The 15,806-nt window shown below is 74.7% G+C and carries 11 protein-coding genes and 1 pseudogene; 8 read left to right on the top strand and 4 right to left on the bottom strand.

Annotation, left to right across the window (positions count from 1 at the left end):
* Positions 1 to 104 precede the first annotated feature (104 nt).
* A complete protein-coding gene (locus KV205_RS33260; protein WP_265868623.1) occupies positions 105 to 1,082 on the top strand; it encodes a LacI family DNA-binding transcriptional regulator in 978 nt (325 codons plus the stop codon).
* 496 nt (positions 1,083 to 1,578) lie between these two features.
* A complete protein-coding gene (gene helR / locus KV205_RS33255; RefSeq protein ID WP_265868621.1) occupies positions 1,579 to 3,777 on the top strand; it encodes an RNA polymerase recycling motor ATPase HelR in 2,199 nt (732 codons plus the stop codon).
* 26 nt (positions 3,778 to 3,803) lie between these two features.
* Here the strand turns inward: helR and KV205_RS33250 are convergent.
* From KV205_RS33250 to KV205_RS33240, 3 genes and pseudogenes are all read right to left on the bottom strand, one after another.
* Positions 3,804 to 4,359: pseudogene (locus KV205_RS33250) on the bottom strand (heme-binding protein).
* Between the two features lie 141 nt (positions 4,360 to 4,500).
* Positions 4,501 to 5,025: a hypothetical protein gene (locus tag KV205_RS33245; protein WP_265868620.1), complete on the bottom strand. Its 525-nt coding sequence runs from the start codon at positions 5,023 to 5,025 to the stop codon at positions 4,501 to 4,503.
* Positions 5,026 to 5,260: 235 nt separating this feature from the next.
* Complete coding sequence (locus tag KV205_RS33240; RefSeq protein ID WP_265868675.1) at positions 5,261 to 6,832, bottom strand: adenosine deaminase; 1,572 nt, start codon at positions 6,830 to 6,832, stop codon at positions 5,261 to 5,263.
* A gap of 356 nt (positions 6,833 to 7,188) precedes the next feature.
* Here KV205_RS33240 and KV205_RS33235 point away from each other — a divergent pair, with 356 nt between their 5' ends.
* The 6 genes from KV205_RS33235 (at position 7,189) to KV205_RS33210 (ending at position 13,439) form a co-directional block, all read left to right on the top strand.
* Complete coding sequence (locus tag KV205_RS33235; protein WP_265868619.1) at positions 7,189 to 8,247, top strand: questin oxidase family protein; 1,059 nt, start codon at positions 7,189 to 7,191, stop codon at positions 8,245 to 8,247.
* A gap of 75 nt (positions 8,248 to 8,322) precedes the next feature.
* A complete protein-coding gene (locus KV205_RS33230) occupies positions 8,323 to 8,745 on the top strand; it encodes an STAS domain-containing protein (RefSeq protein WP_265868617.1) in 423 nt (140 codons plus the stop codon).
* Between the two features lie 91 nt (positions 8,746 to 8,836).
* Positions 8,837 to 9,238, top strand: a complete 402-nt coding sequence (locus tag KV205_RS33225) for an STAS domain-containing protein (RefSeq protein ID WP_265868674.1) — start codon at positions 8,837 to 8,839, stop codon at positions 9,236 to 9,238.
* On the top strand, positions 9,235 to 9,759 hold the full coding sequence (locus tag KV205_RS33220) for an ATP-binding protein (RefSeq protein ID WP_265868615.1): 525 nt from the start codon (positions 9,235 to 9,237) through the stop codon (positions 9,757 to 9,759). Before KV205_RS33225 ends, KV205_RS33220 begins: the two co-directional genes overlap by 4 nt.
* Positions 9,760 to 9,842: 83 nt before the next feature.
* Positions 9,843 to 10,316 (top strand): ATP-binding protein, encoded by a 474-nt coding sequence (locus tag KV205_RS33215; RefSeq protein WP_265868613.1) that lies wholly within the window; start codon positions 9,843 to 9,845, stop codon positions 10,314 to 10,316.
* Between the two features lie 42 nt (positions 10,317 to 10,358).
* Positions 10,359 to 13,439 carry a HAMP domain-containing protein gene (locus KV205_RS33210; protein WP_265868612.1) on the top strand — a complete coding sequence of 1,027 codons (3,081 nt, stop codon included), beginning with the start codon at positions 10,359 to 10,361 and terminating at the stop codon, positions 13,437 to 13,439.
* On the opposite strand, the gene KV205_RS33205 is transcribed toward KV205_RS33210, so the two are convergent.
* Positions 13,411 to 15,789 carry a SpoIIE family protein phosphatase gene (locus KV205_RS33205; protein WP_265868610.1) on the bottom strand — a complete coding sequence of 793 codons (2,379 nt, stop codon included), beginning with the start codon at positions 15,787 to 15,789 and terminating at the stop codon, positions 13,411 to 13,413. The genes KV205_RS33210 and KV205_RS33205 overlap by 29 nt on opposite strands.
* Positions 15,790 to 15,806: the final 17 nt, after the last annotated feature.

Genomic DNA, 15,806 nt, shown 5'->3' with positions numbered 1-15,806 from the left:
CGATAGAGCTCATTTGACCGGTAAAACAAGAGGCGCGGCGCAGTCGCGTCCGTGAAATCACCGTCCCTTGACCGCGGTTGGCGGCCGGGCTACGGTGCGACGCCATGGTGACCATGCGGGAGGTGGCGGAACGGGCCGGCGTCACCAAGCAGACCGTGTCGAACGTCGTGACGGGACGGGTGGCGGTGCGCCCGGCCACCGAGGCGCGGGTGCGCGCGGCGATCGCCGAACTCGGTTACGTACCCAATCTGGTGGCCCGTTCGCTGGCGACGGGCAGCACGCGCACGGTGGGCCTCTTCGTGCCGACGGTGTCGGCGCCGTTCTACGCGGACGTCGTGGAGGAGGTCGAGGACGCCCTGGAGGAGCGCGGTCACCATCTGCTGCTCTGCACGACCCGGCGGGACGGCGAGCGGGCCCGCCGCCATCTGGCGGGGCTCACCAGCCGCTCGGTGGACGCGCTCCTGATCGCCGGGGACCAGGGGCTCACCGGCCATCTGCCGCTGCTCGCGGACGCCCGCTTCCCGGTGGTGCTGTGCGCGTGGGAGGCGCCGGTGCCGCCCGGCTTCCCGGTGGTCACCATCGACTACGCGTACGGCGGCGGGCTCGCCGGCCGCCATCTGCGCGAGCTGGGCCACGAGCGGGCGGTGATCCTGGCGAGCCCCGCCCACTCCGTACGCGTCGAGGGCTTCCGGCGCGCCTTCCGCGAGGACTCCCCCGTCCATCTGGCCCCGGCCCCGGCCTTCCGCGCCGGCCTCGACACGGCGCTCGCCGCCCTGCGCGCCCACCCCGGGGCCACCGCGCTCTTCGCCACCCACGACGTGCTGGCCGCGGCGGCCACGGAGGCGGCCCGCGCCCTGGGCCGCTCGGTCCCGCACGACCTCTCGCTGGTCGCCCACGACGACACCCCGGAGGGCCTGCTGTCCCGCTCGACGCTCACCTCGGTGGTGCTGCCGAAGCGCGAGATGTCCCGCCAGGCCGTGGACCTGGCCCTCGCCACCCCGCCCGGCGCCGTGCCGCCCGCACCTCGGCTGCTCCTGCCGGGCCTGGTGCCGGGTGCGAGCACGGCGCCACCGCGAGGCTGACGGCTCAGGGAGTCCAGTACTGGGCGAGCACGCCGGTGCTCAGCCCCAGCCGTGGTCGTCGGTCGCGCCGGCGAGGACGAGGCGTCCGTCGGGGGAACCGGCGTCGGCGGTGGCCGCTTTCCCCAGCCGTGATCCGCCGTGACACACCGGCATCGCCGACGGCCGTACTGGGCACGTCCGTTGGCGCTCGCCTGGGCTGGGCAGCGTTCACCAGGGGTGCGGACGCCCGTCACCGGCCGGCCGCACCACCCGGACCCGTCGCCCGATCCGGCGCCCGATCCCAGCCCTCAGGACTGGAGGGCGGCGCGCTCTTCAGATCTGGGCGCTGCTCGCGACCGAGCAGGCGTGATCCCGGCCCGTACAACAGAAGAGGCGAGGAACGCTCTCCTCGCCACTCTTAAGTTATAGCGCATGGGGGGCCTTGCGGCAAGGCCCCCCTGCTGCCGCACAATCGCTCTCCTGACGCCGGAACCTGCGGAAATGGGAGCTTCACCACGTGCGTACGCATACGTCCGCGTTCAATCTGTCCGACCACCACTCCCCCAAGGCCGCCGCGGCACTGATCGCCGCCGACGAGCAGCACTTCGCGGCCGTCGCCGAGAGCCTGGAGGAGTCGATCGCCGAGCTGTCGGACCGGCTCGCCGTGCTGCGCAGGGCGCCGGGCGGGATCGGCCGCGAGGCGATGGAGCGGGACAACGAGATCCACCGGCTGACCGCCCGGCTGCGCACCCTGCGCCGCTTCGGCCTGGACCTGTGCCTGGGGCGGATCGTCCCCGCGGACCCGGCCGGAACGGGCTCCGCCGGCCCCGACTCCACCGAGCCCGTCTACATCGGGCGACTCGGCCTCACCGACGCCGCCGGGCGGCGGCTGCTCGTCGACTGGCGCTCGCCGGCCGCCGAACCCTTCTTCGCCGCGACCCACGCCCGCCCGATGGGCCTGGCCAGCCGCCGCCGCTACCAGTGGACCGGCGGCCGGATCCACGACTACTGGGACGAGGTGTTCAGCGCCGACGGCCTCGAAGGGCACGCGGCGCTCGACGACCAGTCCGCGTTCATCGCGAGCCTCGGCTCCAACCGCTCCGAGCGCATGCGGGACGTGCTGGCCACGATCCAGGCCGACCAGGACGCGATCATCCGGGCCGGCTCGCGCGGCGCGCTGGTCGTCGACGGCGGCCCGGGCACCGGCAAGACCGTGGTCGCCCTGCACCGCACCGCCCATCTGCTCTACTCCGACCCGCGCCTCGGGCACCGGCGCGGCGGCGTCCTCTTCGTCGGCCCGAGCCGGCCGTATCTGGCGTACGTCTCCGACGTGCTGCCCAGCCTCGGCGAGGAGGGCGTGCGCACCTGCACGGTGCGCGACCTGGTCCCCGAGGGCGCCGCTGCGGTGCCGGAGAGCGACCCGGAGGTGGCGCGGCTGAAGGCCTCCGCCGAGATGGTGCGCTCGATCGAGCTCGCGGTGCGGTTCTACGAGGAGGCGCCCACGCAGGCGCTGACCGTCAGCACCCCGTGGGCGGAGCTGCGGCTCACCGCCGACGACTGGGCGGAGGCCTTCGAGGCCGCCGACGGCGTGCCGCACAACGAGGCCCGCGAGCGGATCTGGGCGGAGCTGGGCAGTCTGCTCCTGGAGAAGCTGGACGAGGACACCGAGGTGGCCGAGGAGGCGTTCCGCCGGGCGCTGCGCGCCGACCGGGAGCTGGCCGAGACGCTGCACGGGGCCTGGCCGGTGCTCGATCCGGCCGACCTGGTGGGCGACCTCTGGTCCGTACCGGCGTATCTGCGTCTTTGCGCACCGTGGCTGTCGCGGGACGAGGTGCGGCTGCTGCAGCGCGCGGACGCCCGGGCGTGGACGGTCTCCGACCTGCCGCTCCTTGACGCGGCGCGGCAGCGGCTCGGCGACCCGGAGGCGGGGCTGCGGCTGCGCCGCTACGAGCAGGCGCTCGCCGACCAGCGCCGGGAGATGTCGGCGGTGGTCGACAACCTGATCGCGGCGGCCGCCGACTCCGGCGCGGACGGGGACGACGGCGAGGGCCTGGTACGGATGCTGCGCGGCGAGGACGCGAAGGTCAGCCTGGTCGACGAGAGCGTCCTGCCGGGCTCCGAACGGGACGCGCTCGCCGGGCCGTTCGCGCACATCGTGGTCGACGAGGCGCAGGAACTCACCGACGCCGAGTGGCAGATGCTGCTGCTGCGCTGCCCGTCGCGCTCCTTCACAGCGGTCGGCGACCGCGCGCAGGCCCGGCACGGCTTCACCGAGTCGTGGCGGGAGCGCCTGGAGCGGGTCGGCCTGGACCGGGTCGAGATGGCCTCGCTGAGCATCAACTACCGTACGCCGGAAGAGGTGATGGCCGAGGCCGAGCCCGCCATCCGGGCCGCGCTGCCCGACGCCAACGTGCCGACCTCGGTGCGCCGTTCCGGCGTCCCCGTGGTGCACGGCCCGGTCACGGACCTGGACGGGATCCTGGACGCGTGGCCGGCCGAGCACGCCGAAGGGACCGCCTGCGTCATCGGCGGTCCCGTGGTGCGGGGCAGGGAGCGGGTCTTCTCGCTCACCCCGGAGCTGTCGAAGGGCCTGGAGTTCGACCTGGTGGTCCTGGTCGACCCCGAGCGGTTCGGCACCGGCGTCGAGGGTGCCGTCGACCGCTATGTCGCGATGACCCGGGCGACCCGGCAGCTCGTGATCCTCACGAGCGCCTGAGTCGGCCAAGTCCTCTTTTCATTACCTCAGTTGAGGGCGGCGACGCCGGCCTGGGCGAACTTCTCGTCCAGGTCGCCGGAGGGCGCGCCCGCGACGCCGATGCCCGCGATAGGGGCGCCCTTGGCGGCGACGGGGGCGCCGCCGGCGAGGAAGAGGGTGCCGGGGATGTCCTTCAGGGTCGGCGCGTTGGTGAGGCGCTTGACCAGCTCGGAGGTCGGGGCGTTCCAGGAGACCGCGGTGTACGCCTTCTTCACGGCCGACTCGTAGGACTGCGGGCCCGCGCCGTCGCCGCGCAGGGTCACGACGGTGTTGCCGTCGCGGTCCACGACCGCCACCGACACCCGCTGGTTCTCCTTCTCGGCGGCCTTCAGGGCGGCCTGCGCGGCCTTCGTCGCGGCCTCGATCGTCAGGTGGGTCGTCTGGCGCGTGTTGTCGCCCTCGGCGTCCGCCTTGGCGACGACCGGCCGGGGCGGCGGCGGGCGTGGCGGCGTTCGCCGAGACGGCACCGAAGGAGCCGGCGCCGAGGACGACGAGGGTGGCGCCGCCGGTCAGGACACGGGCCCGCATCAAGATCTTCTTCATGGTGGATGACTCCTCGTGATGGTGGTCGCGGCCCGGGAGGCGCTGCGCCGTCCCGCTCCGTCATCCATCCTGGGTCCGCCGGCGACCCCGCCCGGTCCGCCCGCCGGCCCCTGTCGCGGCCCCGGCCGGCCGACCCCGGGGTCAGCCGATCGGTTGACCCCCGTCCCGGGACGCGTGCATCTCCTGGAACAGGTCCCAGCCGCCGTCGGGCGTGGCGACGAAGCCCTGCCAGTGGAAGGAGTCCGGCGTGACGTCGCCGAAGGTCCAGCGCGAGGGCCTGCCCTCGGCGTCGGTGCCCTCCTGGATCATGCCGCCGGCGCCGTCGGGGCGGCCCGTCTGGGAGAAGTACGAGGGCAGCTTCGGCGAGAACCAGGTGATCTGCCACAGCCCGGTGGTCACGTCGTACATCCGCACCGTGGTGCCGGGGTAGGGACCGTGGAAGTCGGGGCAGTGGAGCACGTCCTGCACGACCCGTCCGCCGAGCGTCCAGCCGAACCGCCACTCGCCCGCCGCGGTGCGCCACTCCCCGTCGGGGAACCGGTAGCGGTTCTCGACGCGCCAGGTGCCGACGAGCCGGCCGTAGAGCATCAGCGCCTCGGCATGGTCCGGGTCGGGGCCGTCGGCCGAGAGCAGGTCGAGCATCGAGGCACGGGACGACGCGGTCATGGCGGTCGAACCCCCTTCTGACGGAACGCGGTTGACCGGCCAGAGGGTAGCCCGCCGATCCACCGGCGGACATCCGCAGGGAGAAAGGGCACCGCGCCGCCGGGACGCCCACCGCCACCGGCGGGACGGGGACGCACGCCCGGCGCCGGCGGGCCTCCGGAGTGACGCCGCCCCGCCGCCCGCCCCGGGGAGGGGTGGTGGACGACGGGGCGGACGTACCGGATGGGCCGGTGGGTCAGCTGCCCACGGAGCCCGTCGCGACGCGGTGCTCGAAGGCGCCGAACGCGGCCTCCTGGCGCCACTCGACGGCGGCCTTGGGGCTGGCGTCGAGGAGCCGGCGGCAGGCGGGGCGCAGCCGCTCGGAGCCCGGCTCGTCGTGGCGGCAGGCACCGGCGAGGCGGTAGCCGTCACGCGTCGGGTTGCCCTGCCAGATGCTGGCGCCGGGCAGGAAGGCGAACTCCAGGGAGGCGCGGGCCAGGTCCTTCAGCTCGCGGTAGCCGAGGTCGTACGTCTCGGCGGCGTAGCGGTACTCGTGGGTGATGTCGATCCGCGAGACGCCCGGGTCGTCGGTGGCGAGGACGACCGGGACGCCGTGCGCGCGGTACGTCTCGAAGGGGTGGTCGGCGCCCTTGACGCCGAGGATCTGCGCGTTGCTGGTGAACGGCACCTCGACGGCGATCCGCCGCGCGGCCATGGTGTCGGCGACCCGCTGCCAGTCGTCCTCGTGGACGAGGTCGACGCCGTGCCCGATGCGCTCGGCGCCGGCCGTGTTCACCGCCTCGCCGATGTGGAAGGTGAGGTGCTCGGGCTTGACGAGACCGGGCCACAGCTCGCCCGCGTGCAGGGTGACGTGGGCCTTCGGGTAGACACCGCGCAGGTACTGCAGCATCCGCATCTGGGTGCGGTAGTTGGCCAGGGAGGTGTCCCAGTCCTCGGGCTGCACGAGGTTGACCGCGACGAAGCGCGGGTCGGCCTCGGCGAGCCGCATGCCGAGCGCCATCTGCGTGAAGACCCGCTCGTCGGTGCTGCCGCGCGAGACCTGGGAGATCCAGCGGACCGTCAGCCCGCAGCCGGGGCGGGGCGCGTCGGTGGCGCAGCGGGCCTCCGTGCGGAACTCCGCGTCACCGGCGTCGGCCTCCTTGCGCGCCTCGGCGACCACCTTGTCGAGCTTGCCGCCGGCGACCAGCTTGCTGTGCATCCGGGCCAGGTCGGCGTCCCAGCCGACCTCGCCCGCGAGCTTCTTCGCGCTGTCGGAGGCCGGGCTGACCATGGTCTCCAGATAGAACTGGTTCTGCTCGGCCACGGTGTCGGCGAACTCGGCGAGCAGCTTGCCGCGGTGCCGCCAGGTCACCTCGCCGAACTTGCCGAAGGTGTCGAAGAAGTGGTCGTGGCCGTTGCCGCCGGGCGGGAAGTCCTGCATCGACCACTCGCGTACGAGCGCGTCGTGGAAGGCGCCGTCGGTGCGCGCGTCGGCGGCGGGGCGCGTGCCCGGGCCGCACGGTGGCGCGACGGCCGTCATCGTCTTGGTGTCGATGCAGAGGCCGTCCTCGGCGGCGAGCTCGATCAGATACTCGGTGGTGACCGCGCCGGAGAGGTGGTTGTGCAGCTCACCGCCCTTGGGCATGGCCCGGAAGAAGGCCTGCAGCGCGGCCGGGTCCTGGCGGATCGCGGCGAGCCGCGCGGAGGCCACCGCCTCCCCCGCCGTCACCGCCGGCCGCGGCGCGGCGGGCGCGCCGGGCGCGGCGCTCGCCTGACCCGCCGGGGCGGCGACGGCCGCCGGCAGCAGACACAGCGCGGCGACGAGCAGCGCCCGGCGGCGCGAAGTGCGGCGCGGGGCGGGGTGGTTGAGGTCCTGTGGGGGTACGGAATTGATCACCCCGGCATGATCGCGAGTCCCGGCGCGCCATGGGGCGTGCGACGGCCTTTTCCCCCGCCACTCCACCCGCACGAGAAATTTCTTCGTACGGAACGCACGAACCACGAACGGGTGTCCGGGCGTGTGGCGTTCGGGCCGGCGATGTACGGGCGAGGTCCCAGAAGTACCTCGATACGCGCCGAAGCCCCAGGACTCACCCCAGGACCCGGCCTAGGCCCGGCGGCGGTTCCCGGCCTAGGACTTGAGCCCGTTCCGCCGCCCGGCCCGCGCGGCCTACGGTCCCCCGTATGGAGACGACAGGCAGGCACAGCACCGACCGCACCGGCGTCCTCGACGAGGCGTTGGAGCGGCTGCACTCCAGCGGGCCCGAGCGGCTCGGGCGGCTCGGGCGGCTCACCAATCACGCGCCGATGGCCGTGGAGGCGCTGGCCACGCGCGGGGAGGGGCGGACGGTGCATCGGTGGCTCGACGCGTACGCGCCGAAGCTGGAGGAGTTCCCGGCCGGGGTCGCGCCCGTCACCGGCGAGGACTGGCGGGAGGCGCTGGGCGACCCGCGGCGGGCCGCCGACTGGATCGGGCACTTCGGCCGGGAGCTGGCCGAGCGCCCGTGGCGGGACGTGCTCGCCGAGTGGTGGCCGCGGCTGCTGCCCGGGATGTACGGCGGTTCGACGCACCCCGTGATCCGCGTCGGGCACGCTGTACGCACCCTGCTCGCGGACGGCGACGACCACACCGCTCCGCGGCTCACCGAGCTGGCGCACGGCCTCGGCTACTGGGCCGCCCGGCACCGCCCCGTCACCGGCGTCACCCCGCGGCCGGGCGCGGACGGCGCCACCGCCTCCGCCGCGCTCGACGCCGTACCGCGCATCGCCGGGCAGGAGGGGAGCTTCCCCGACCGGCTCGGGCGGGTCGGGGAGCTGCCGGTCTGGGCGGCGTCCGTGACCGGGCCGGACGCGGCGTACGAGCGGCTCACCGAACTCGTGCGCGCCGCGACCCACCGCTACGCCACCCACGGCCACGGCGAGGAGACCATGCTGGTCCACGCCGCCACCGCGCCCAACGCCGTCCTGCGCACCCTGCCCGCACTCCCCCGCGACCTGTGGGCGCCGAGCCTGCACGCCGCGTGGACGGCGTCGGCGGCGGTGACCGCGATGTACGCGCCGGCCGAGGCCGTCGTCCCCGCACCGCCCGGCTCCCGCACCCCCGAGGAGGTCTTCGAGCGCGCCCTCGCGCACGGCGACGAGCACGTGATCAAGCTGACCGACACGGCCCTCGACTTCCCCGACGAGCTCTCGCTCGCGGCGGCCCTGCGCGCCGTGGAACTCAGCGAGCCGCTGCGCCCCTGAGCCGGCCCGGCCCACGCCCGCCCCGGGCCGCATGAGCAGGCCGGATCGGGGCAGGCGCCCAGCGGAGGTGCCGCAATGGTCCCCGTGGATTTCGTGCCGTCCCAGGGCGGGGAGCGGAACCCGGCTCCCGCCGGTCAGGAGCCGCGGACCTACCGCGCCTCTGCGGGGACGGCGTGGGTGGTGCGCGAACCCTCCCCGGCACCGGGCACCGTGGTGCTCGCGGCGACCGGGGAGTTCGACGTCGACACGATCGACTGTCTGCGCCGGGCGCTCACCGAGGCCCGGCACTCGGGCTGCCGGCAGACCGTCCTCGACATCTCGCAGATCGGCTTCGGCGACTCGTCGTTCCTGCACGAGCTGCTGACCGCCCACTTCGCGCACGGCCGGCTCGTGCTCGCGGGACCGGTGCCGCGGCAGCTGAAGCAGTTGTTCGCGATGACGGGGACGCTGCGGCTGTTCACCATCGTCAAGGATCGCGCGGTGCTCGGCTTCGCCTGATCATGGACGCAGAAGGAGAGCGCACAACGCAGGACGCATAACGCAGGACGTACAGACCGGACCGGAAGGAGGCCGGCACCGCATGGAGGCCATGGACCGGGCGGAGGACTTCGCCGGACGGCTCGACGTCCGGGAGCTGAACGGACGGCGCCCCGACACCGTCGTCCTCGCCCTCGCGGGCGAACTCGACCACGACACGGCGGGCCCGCTCCGGGACGCCCTCACGGCGCACGACGGGAGCGACGGCAGCGGCAGGGACGGATTCCGGATCGTCGTCGACTGCTCCGAGCTGAGCTTCTGCGACTCCACCGGTCTGAACGTGCTGCTCCGCGCCCGGCTGCGGATGACCGAGGCCGGCGGACGCCTCGACCTCGCGGGACTGCGACCGCCGGTGGACCGCATGTTCGAGATCACCGGAGCGCGATCGGTCTTCCGGGTCTACGAGACCGTCGCGAGCGCCCTCGCGGACGCCCCGGCCCCGGAGGGGTCATGAGGGGGCGGGAAGACGACGGCGACCGGCCACCGGACGCGGCCGCCTTCTCCGATTCCCTCTCCGACCCCTTCGTCGATGCCTTCGCCGGCGCCCAGGTCCGGCGGCTCCTCCTCGGCACCACCACCGGCGCCGTGACCCGCTGCCGCGACTTCACGGCGGCCGCGCTGCGCGACTGGGGGTGGCTGCCCGCGACCACGCCGGAGGGGCGCGAACGCGCCGAGGACGTACTCCTGATGGTGTCGGAGGTGGTCACCAACGCGTGTCTGCACACCGCCGGGCCCGAGGAGCTGGTGCTGCGGCACGCCGACGGCCGGCTGCGGCTCGAAGTGGCCGACGGGAGTCCGGACCCGCCCCGACCGCACGCGCCCCGCTCTCCGGCGCTGCCCGGCGGGCACGGGCTGATGGTCCTGGACCGGCTGGCCGGGGCCTGGGGCTCGGCGCCGAAGGCGGACGGCGCCCTCGGGAAGATCGTGTGGGTGGAGGTCACCCGCCCGTCCCGGCCGCCCTGGCGGAGGGACTGACTCCGCCCGAGCGCCCGAGCGCCCGGCGCCCCCGCCCTGCGCGGCTCCCGTTTGCCGCTCCGGGCAGCGGAAAGCCGCAGCGTATGTCCCTCACGCACGCCAAGGAGATCCGTGGCCGCGGCCGCGGCCGGTCCCTCAGGTACGACCTGACGGGGATGCCACCGGGGCCGGGCGTCGTCGCCGCCTGCCGGGAGGCGACCCGGCGGGCGCTGAGCGCCTGGTTCGGGCCCGCGGACGCGCCGGACACGCGGGCGGTGGCGGACGCGCTGCTGCTGGTCTCCGAGGTCGTCACGAACGCGCACACGTACGGCGGCGTGCCGAGCGAGCTGCGCCTCGACGGGACCGACCGTGCGCTGTGGGTGCAGGTCAGCGACACCAACCCGGACCGGCCGCGGCCGCACGGCCCGCACCGGGCCTACCGCTCCTCCGGACACGGGCTCTATCTGCTCCAGCGGCTCGCCGCGCGCTGGGGCACGGTGCCCCGGGGGCAGGACGGCAAGACGGTCTGGTTCCAGGTGGACCTGTTCCCGGAGGCTTCCGGACCTGGCGGGTCCTAGAGTGGATGGGCGGGGCGTCCGACCCCGCCCGGGCAGGCCCTCATGGCAGAACGCACACCAGCACCCCACGGCGAGTACGGCGAGCACGACGGCCCGCACGACGGCGAGCGGGACGGGCACCGGCCCGATTCCGGGTCCGCCGAGGAGGGGCTGCGGCGGCTGCTCGCCGGGCTGACCGCCGTACGGGACGGGGAACTGTCCGTACGCCTGCCCGAGGGCGCGGAGGGCGTGCAGGGGGAGATCGCGACCGTCTACAACGACATGGTCGACCGGCTGTCGCTGCTGACCGCCGAGGTCACCCGGGTGGCCGGCGAGGTCGGCGGGCAGGGTCTGCTCGGCGGGCGGGCGGGCGCGCCACGGGCGAGCGGGGTGTGGCGGGAGCTCACCACCGGTGTGAACACGATGGCGGACAACCTCACCTCCCAGGTGCGGTCCATCGCGCAGGTCGCGACCGCCGTGGCCCGCGGCGACCTCACGCAGAAGATCCGGGTGGACGCGCGCGGCGAGATCCTGGAGCTGAAGGAGACCATCAACACGATGGTCGACCGGCTCTCCTCGTTCGCCGAGGAGGTGACCCGGGTGGCGCGCGAGGTCGGCACCGAGGGCAAGCTCGGCGGCCAGGCCCGGGTGCGCGGGGTGTCCGGCACCTGGAAGGACCTCACCGACAACGTCAACTCGATGGCGGACAACCTGACCAACCAGGTCCGCAACATCGCGCAGGTGACCACCGCCGTCGCCCAGGGCGATCTGACCAGCCGGATCGACGTGTCGGCGCGCGGCGAGATCCTGGAGCTCAAGACCACCATCAACACGATGGTCGACCAGCTGTCGTCCTTCGCCGCCGAGGTGACCCGGGTGGCCCGCGAGGTCGGCACCGAGGGCCAGCTCGGCGGTCAGGCGGAGGTGGAGGGCGTCTCCGGGACCTGGATGCGGCTCACCGAGAACGTCAACGAGCTGGCCGGGAACCTGACCCGTCAGGTCCGGGCGATCGCCGAGGTCACGAGCGCGGTCGCCGAGGGCGACCTCACCCGTTCCATCACCGTCGAGGCGCCGGGCGAGGTCGGCGAGCTCCGCGACAACATCAACGCCATGGTGGAGTCGCTGCGCGCGACCACCCGCGCCAACGAGGAACAGGACTGGCTGCAGACCAATCTGGCCCGGATCACGGCGCTGCTGCAGGGCACCCGCGGGCTGCCGGAGATCGCGGAGCTGATCATGGCGGAGGTGCCGCCGCTGGTCTCGGCCCAGTACGGAGCCTTCTTCCTGACCGCCGACGCGCCGGTCGGCGAGCACGGGGCCGAGCAGGGCGGCGAGCGGGGCGCCGGGCCCGTCGACGTACCCGCCGCCGAGTCGCGTGCGGGCCCCGATCTGGTCATGGCCGCCTCGTACGGTCTGCCGGTCGCCCCCGGCGATCCGCCGCGCCGCTTCCGGACCGGCGAGGGGCTGGTCGGACAGGCGGCGCGGGACCGGCGCGTACTGCTCGTCGATCCGGTGCCCGAGGGGTACGCGACGGTGTCCTCCGCCGTCGGCACCGGCGAGCCGGCCGCGCTGATCGTGCTGCCGATCGTGGTCGAGGACCAGGTCCTCGGCGCCGTCGAACTCGCCTCCCTGCGGCCCTTCGGCGCGCTGCAACGCGACTTCCTGGACCGGTTCGTGGTGAGCGCGGGCGCCGTGCTGAGTTCGCTGGTCGCCAACCTCCGCACCGACGAACTGCTCGCCCAGTCCCGCAGCCTCGCCGACGAACTCCGCTCCCGCACCCTGGAGTTGCAGGCCCGGCAGCGCGAGCTCCAGCGCTCCAACGCCGAACTGCAGGAACAGGCGGAGCTGCTCGCCGAGCGCAACCAGGACATCGAGTCGAAGAACCGGGTCATCGAGCAGGCCCGGCAGGAACTGGAGGCGCGCGCCCAGCAGTTGTCCCGCACCTCGATGTACAAGTCGGAGTTCCTGGCCAACATGAGCCATGAACTGCGCACCCCGCTCAACAGTCTGCTGATCCTGGCCCGGCTGCTCGCGCAGAACCCGGAGGGGAATCTGACGGAGAAACAGGTCGACTACGCGGAGGTCATCCACTCGGCCGGTTCGGACCTGCTGCAGCTGATCAACGACATCCTGGACCTGTCGAAGGTGGAGGCGGGCAAGATGGAGGTGCGGCGCGAACCGTTCGCGCTGTCCCAGCTCCTGGAGTATCTGGAGGCCACCTTCGGCCCGGTCGCCGACCAGCAGGGCCTGGACTTCGGCGTGTCCGTGGCCCCCGACGTACCCGAGCGGCTGACCACCGACGAGGCGCGGCTGCGGCAGGTGCTGCGCAACCTCCTCTCCAACGCGCTGAAGTTCACCGAGGTCGGCGAGGTGTCGCTGACCGTCGAGCGCACGCCGCCCGACGAGGTGCCGGCCGCGCTGCGGGACGGGCGGCCGGTGCTGGCTTTCCGGGTCGCGGACACCGGGGTGGGCATCCCGGCGGACCGGCTGCGGCACATCTTCGACGCGTTCCAGCAGGGCGACGGGACGACGTCGCGCGAGTACGGCGGGACGGGCCTCGGCCTCTCCATCAGCCGCGAGGTGGCCACCCTCCTGGGTGGCACCATCGAGGTCGAGAGCACCCCGGGGCGGGGCAGCCGCTTCACCTTCCACCTCCCGGAGCAGGCGGCCCCGGCCGCGGCGGGCCCGGCCGCCCCGGGACCGGCCGCCCGCGCCGAGACCGGGACGGACGAGGAGGCGGAGAGCGCGGCCCCCGCCCCGACGCCGGCGCCCGCGGCGGCGACCGTCCTGATCGTGGACGACGACCTCCGTAACGTCTTCGCGCTCACCCAGGTCCTGGAGACGCACGGGCTGCGGGTGCTGACCGCGGACGGGGGGCGTCGGGCCATCGAACTGCTCGCCGCGCACGACGAGGTCCGGCTCGTCCTGATGGACGTGATGATGGCCGGCATGGACGGCTACCGTGCGATCGAGGAGATCCGGCGGATGCCCGGCCGGGCCGGTCTGCCGATCATCGTCGTCACCGCGAAGGCCATGCCGGGCGACCGGGCCCGCGCCCTGGAGGCGGGCGCCGACGACTACGTCGCCAAGCCGGTCGACGAGGCGGAGCTGATGGTCAGGATCCGCCGCCGGCTGGAGGACTGAGCCACCGCGGACCGGGCTCCTCGCCGCCGGCCGTCTCCTCCGGGCGCCGGACGCGCACCGCGACCACGCTCGTGTCGTCGTCCGTGTCCCCGAGGGCCATGGCGAGCAGCGCGTCGACGAGGAGTTCCGGGCTCTCCCGGCCCGCCACCCGGGTCGCGACCGCGAGCAGCCGGGCGAGCCCCGGGCCGAGGCCCTCGTGCCGGCGCTCGACCAGGCCGTCGGTGTAGAGCAGCAGGGTGTCGCCGGGGCGCAGGGCGGTGCGGCGTTCCTCGTACGCGTACGAGGGCACCGCGCCGAGGAGGACGTCCTGCGGCGGTTCGAGGAGCCGGGCCCGGCCGTCCCGGATCAGCAGCAGCGGAAGGTGGCCGGCGCTGGACCAGACGAGCCCGCCGTCCTCGGGGTCGTACAGGGCGCAGACGGCGGTGGCGGTGGAGCCGCCGCCGGTGCGGAGGGTGACCTCGTTGAGCCAGCCCATCAGCTGGTGGGGCGGGCGGCCGGTGAAGGCGAGGGCGCGCTGGGCGTTGCGGAGGGAGACCATGCCGGTGACGGAGTCGATGCCGTGTCCGGCGATGTCGCCGACGGCGAGCAGCACCTTGCCGCCGGGCAGCGGAAGGACGTCGTACCAGTCGCCGCCGACCTGGTACTCCTCGGCGGCCGGCCGGTAGCGGGCGGCGACGGTGAGTCCGCCGGGGAGTTCGCCCAGGGCGGTCGCCTCGGGGACGATCGCCTGCTGGAGCTGGAGGGCGACCTGGTGGCGCAGCTCGGCCTGGTCGCGGACGGCGGTGAGCCGGTCGAAGGTCGCGGTCAGGGCGAGCTCCGTGCGGCGGGTCGCGGAGACGTCCTGGTAGGCGCCGACGAAGCCGGTGACGGTGTCGCCGTCGAGGAGCGGTTCCGCCGCGACCCGCACATGCCGCACGGAGCCGTCGGGCAGCACGGTCCGCAGGACGGTCTGGGCGCCCGTACGGCGCTCGGTGAGCGTCCTGAGCAGCGCGGTCAGGGCCTCGCCGTCCTCCTGGTGGATGCGGGCGCGCAGCGCGAGCAGCGGGAGCGGGGCCTCGTCGCGGGCCATGCCGAAGATGCCGTACGCCTGCTCCGACCACACGGTGTCGCCGCCGGTCAGGCTGTCCTGGAAGGTGGCGACGCTCTGCAGCCGGGCGACGGCGCGGCCGGTGGCCAGGCCGGGGTCGCCGGTGGTGTGCCAGAGGACGACGGCGCGGTCGGGTCCGGCGGGCAGCACGCGGATGTCGAGCAGCGGGCCGGGGCCGTCCGCCGGCGGCCCGGCGGGCAGCCGGGCGGCGTGGCCGGGGCGGCGGGTGTGGCGGGCGCGGCGGACCAGCCGGGCGAGCTCGGTGTGCGCGTGCGGGAAGGCGCGGGCGAGGGAGGGGTCGTCGGCGGGGAGGGTGCCGCCGAGGGCGGTGACGGCGGCCTCGTTGACGTGTTCCACCTCCACGACCGGGGTTCCGGTGGCCTCACCGGTACGGAGCAGGGCGGCCGGGTGGGTCAGCGCGTCGAGCAGGTCGACGAGGACGGGGGCGCCGGCCTCCTCGCCGTCCGGCCGGTCCAGGAGCGCGCCGGCCACGTCCATCAGGCCGCCGACGGCCCGGCGCAGCGTCGGGTCGAAGGTCACGGGGCCGGGCCAGCCGACCAGCGCGACGCCCTCGGTCGTACCGCGCCGGCGCAGTGGCAGCACGGCCCGTGCGGCGCCCTCGCCGGCGCCGGGCAGGGCGGCGCCGGCGGCCGGGCCCTCGGGCAGCCACACGGGCGCGTTCCCGTCGAGCACGGCCCGGATCGGCTCCGGCGCGGCGGGCGGGATCCACCACCAGGCCGCGGCCTCCGCCGCCCCCACCCCGGCGTGTCCGGCGAGCCGCAGACACCCGCCTTCGACCAGCCGCCACAACCACACGCTGTCCGCCCCGAGCGGCCCGAGCCCGCCGTCGAGCAGCGCCTGGGCGGCCGCCGCGACGTCCTCGGCCGTCTCGACGACGGCGGCGGTACGGCGGCTCCGGCGGGCGGGCAGCGGCGACGCGGGCGGGGGCACCCCCAGTCCTTCCGCCGCCCGGGGTCCGGCGACGGAGTTCACGACGTCCGCGGCGAGGTCCTCGACCGTCATCCCGGTGGCCCCCGCGAGGGCCGTCAGGTGCTCGGCCGCATCGCCCGTGGAAACCCCCAGCTGCACGGCGAGCACCCCGGTCGCCAGATCGAGCAGATGCGCCCGCGCCCGCTCCCCGCGCAGCCGCCGGTTCTCCGCCGCCAACCCCGCGAACCCGGACTCCGCCCCGCCCCCGGACACCTTCGCCCCCGCCCCCGAGCCCCCAGCGGAACCGGTCAACTCGACCTCCGGCACAGGCACGCGTACCCCTTCGGAGT

The sequence above is a fragment of the Streptomyces sp. SKN60 genome (assembly GCF_026236535.1).
Classification (GTDB): Bacteria; Actinomycetota; Actinomycetes; order Streptomycetales; family Streptomycetaceae; genus Streptomyces.
The sequence above is the reverse complement of the archived record's forward strand: the minus strand, read 5'-3'. Positions and strand labels throughout refer to the sequence as shown.

Excerpts from the sequence above, each read along its gene's own strand:
- KV205_RS33230 (WP_265868617.1), top strand. The coding sequence starts at position 8,323 with ATGGTCCCCGTGGATTTCGTGCCGTCCCAGGGCGGGGAGCGGAACCCG.
- KV205_RS33245 (WP_265868620.1), bottom strand. The coding sequence starts at position 5,025 with ATGACCGCGTCGTCCCGTGCCTCGATGCTCGACCTGCTCTCGGCCGAC.
- KV205_RS33220 (WP_265868615.1), top strand. The coding sequence starts at position 9,235 with ATGAGGGGGCGGGAAGACGACGGCGACCGGCCACCGGACGCGGCCGCC.
- KV205_RS33225 (WP_265868674.1), top strand. The coding sequence starts at position 8,837 with ATGGACCGGGCGGAGGACTTCGCCGGACGGCTCGACGTCCGGGAGCTG.
- KV205_RS33235 (WP_265868619.1), top strand. The coding sequence starts at position 7,189 with ATGGAGACGACAGGCAGGCACAGCACCGACCGCACCGGCGTCCTCGAC.
- KV205_RS33260 (WP_265868623.1), top strand. The coding sequence starts at position 105 with ATGGTGACCATGCGGGAGGTGGCGGAACGGGCCGGCGTCACCAAGCAG.
- KV205_RS33210 (WP_265868612.1), top strand. The coding sequence starts at position 10,359 with ATGGCAGAACGCACACCAGCACCCCACGGCGAGTACGGCGAGCACGAC.
- KV205_RS33215 (WP_265868613.1), top strand. The coding sequence starts at position 9,843 with ATGTCCCTCACGCACGCCAAGGAGATCCGTGGCCGCGGCCGCGGCCGG.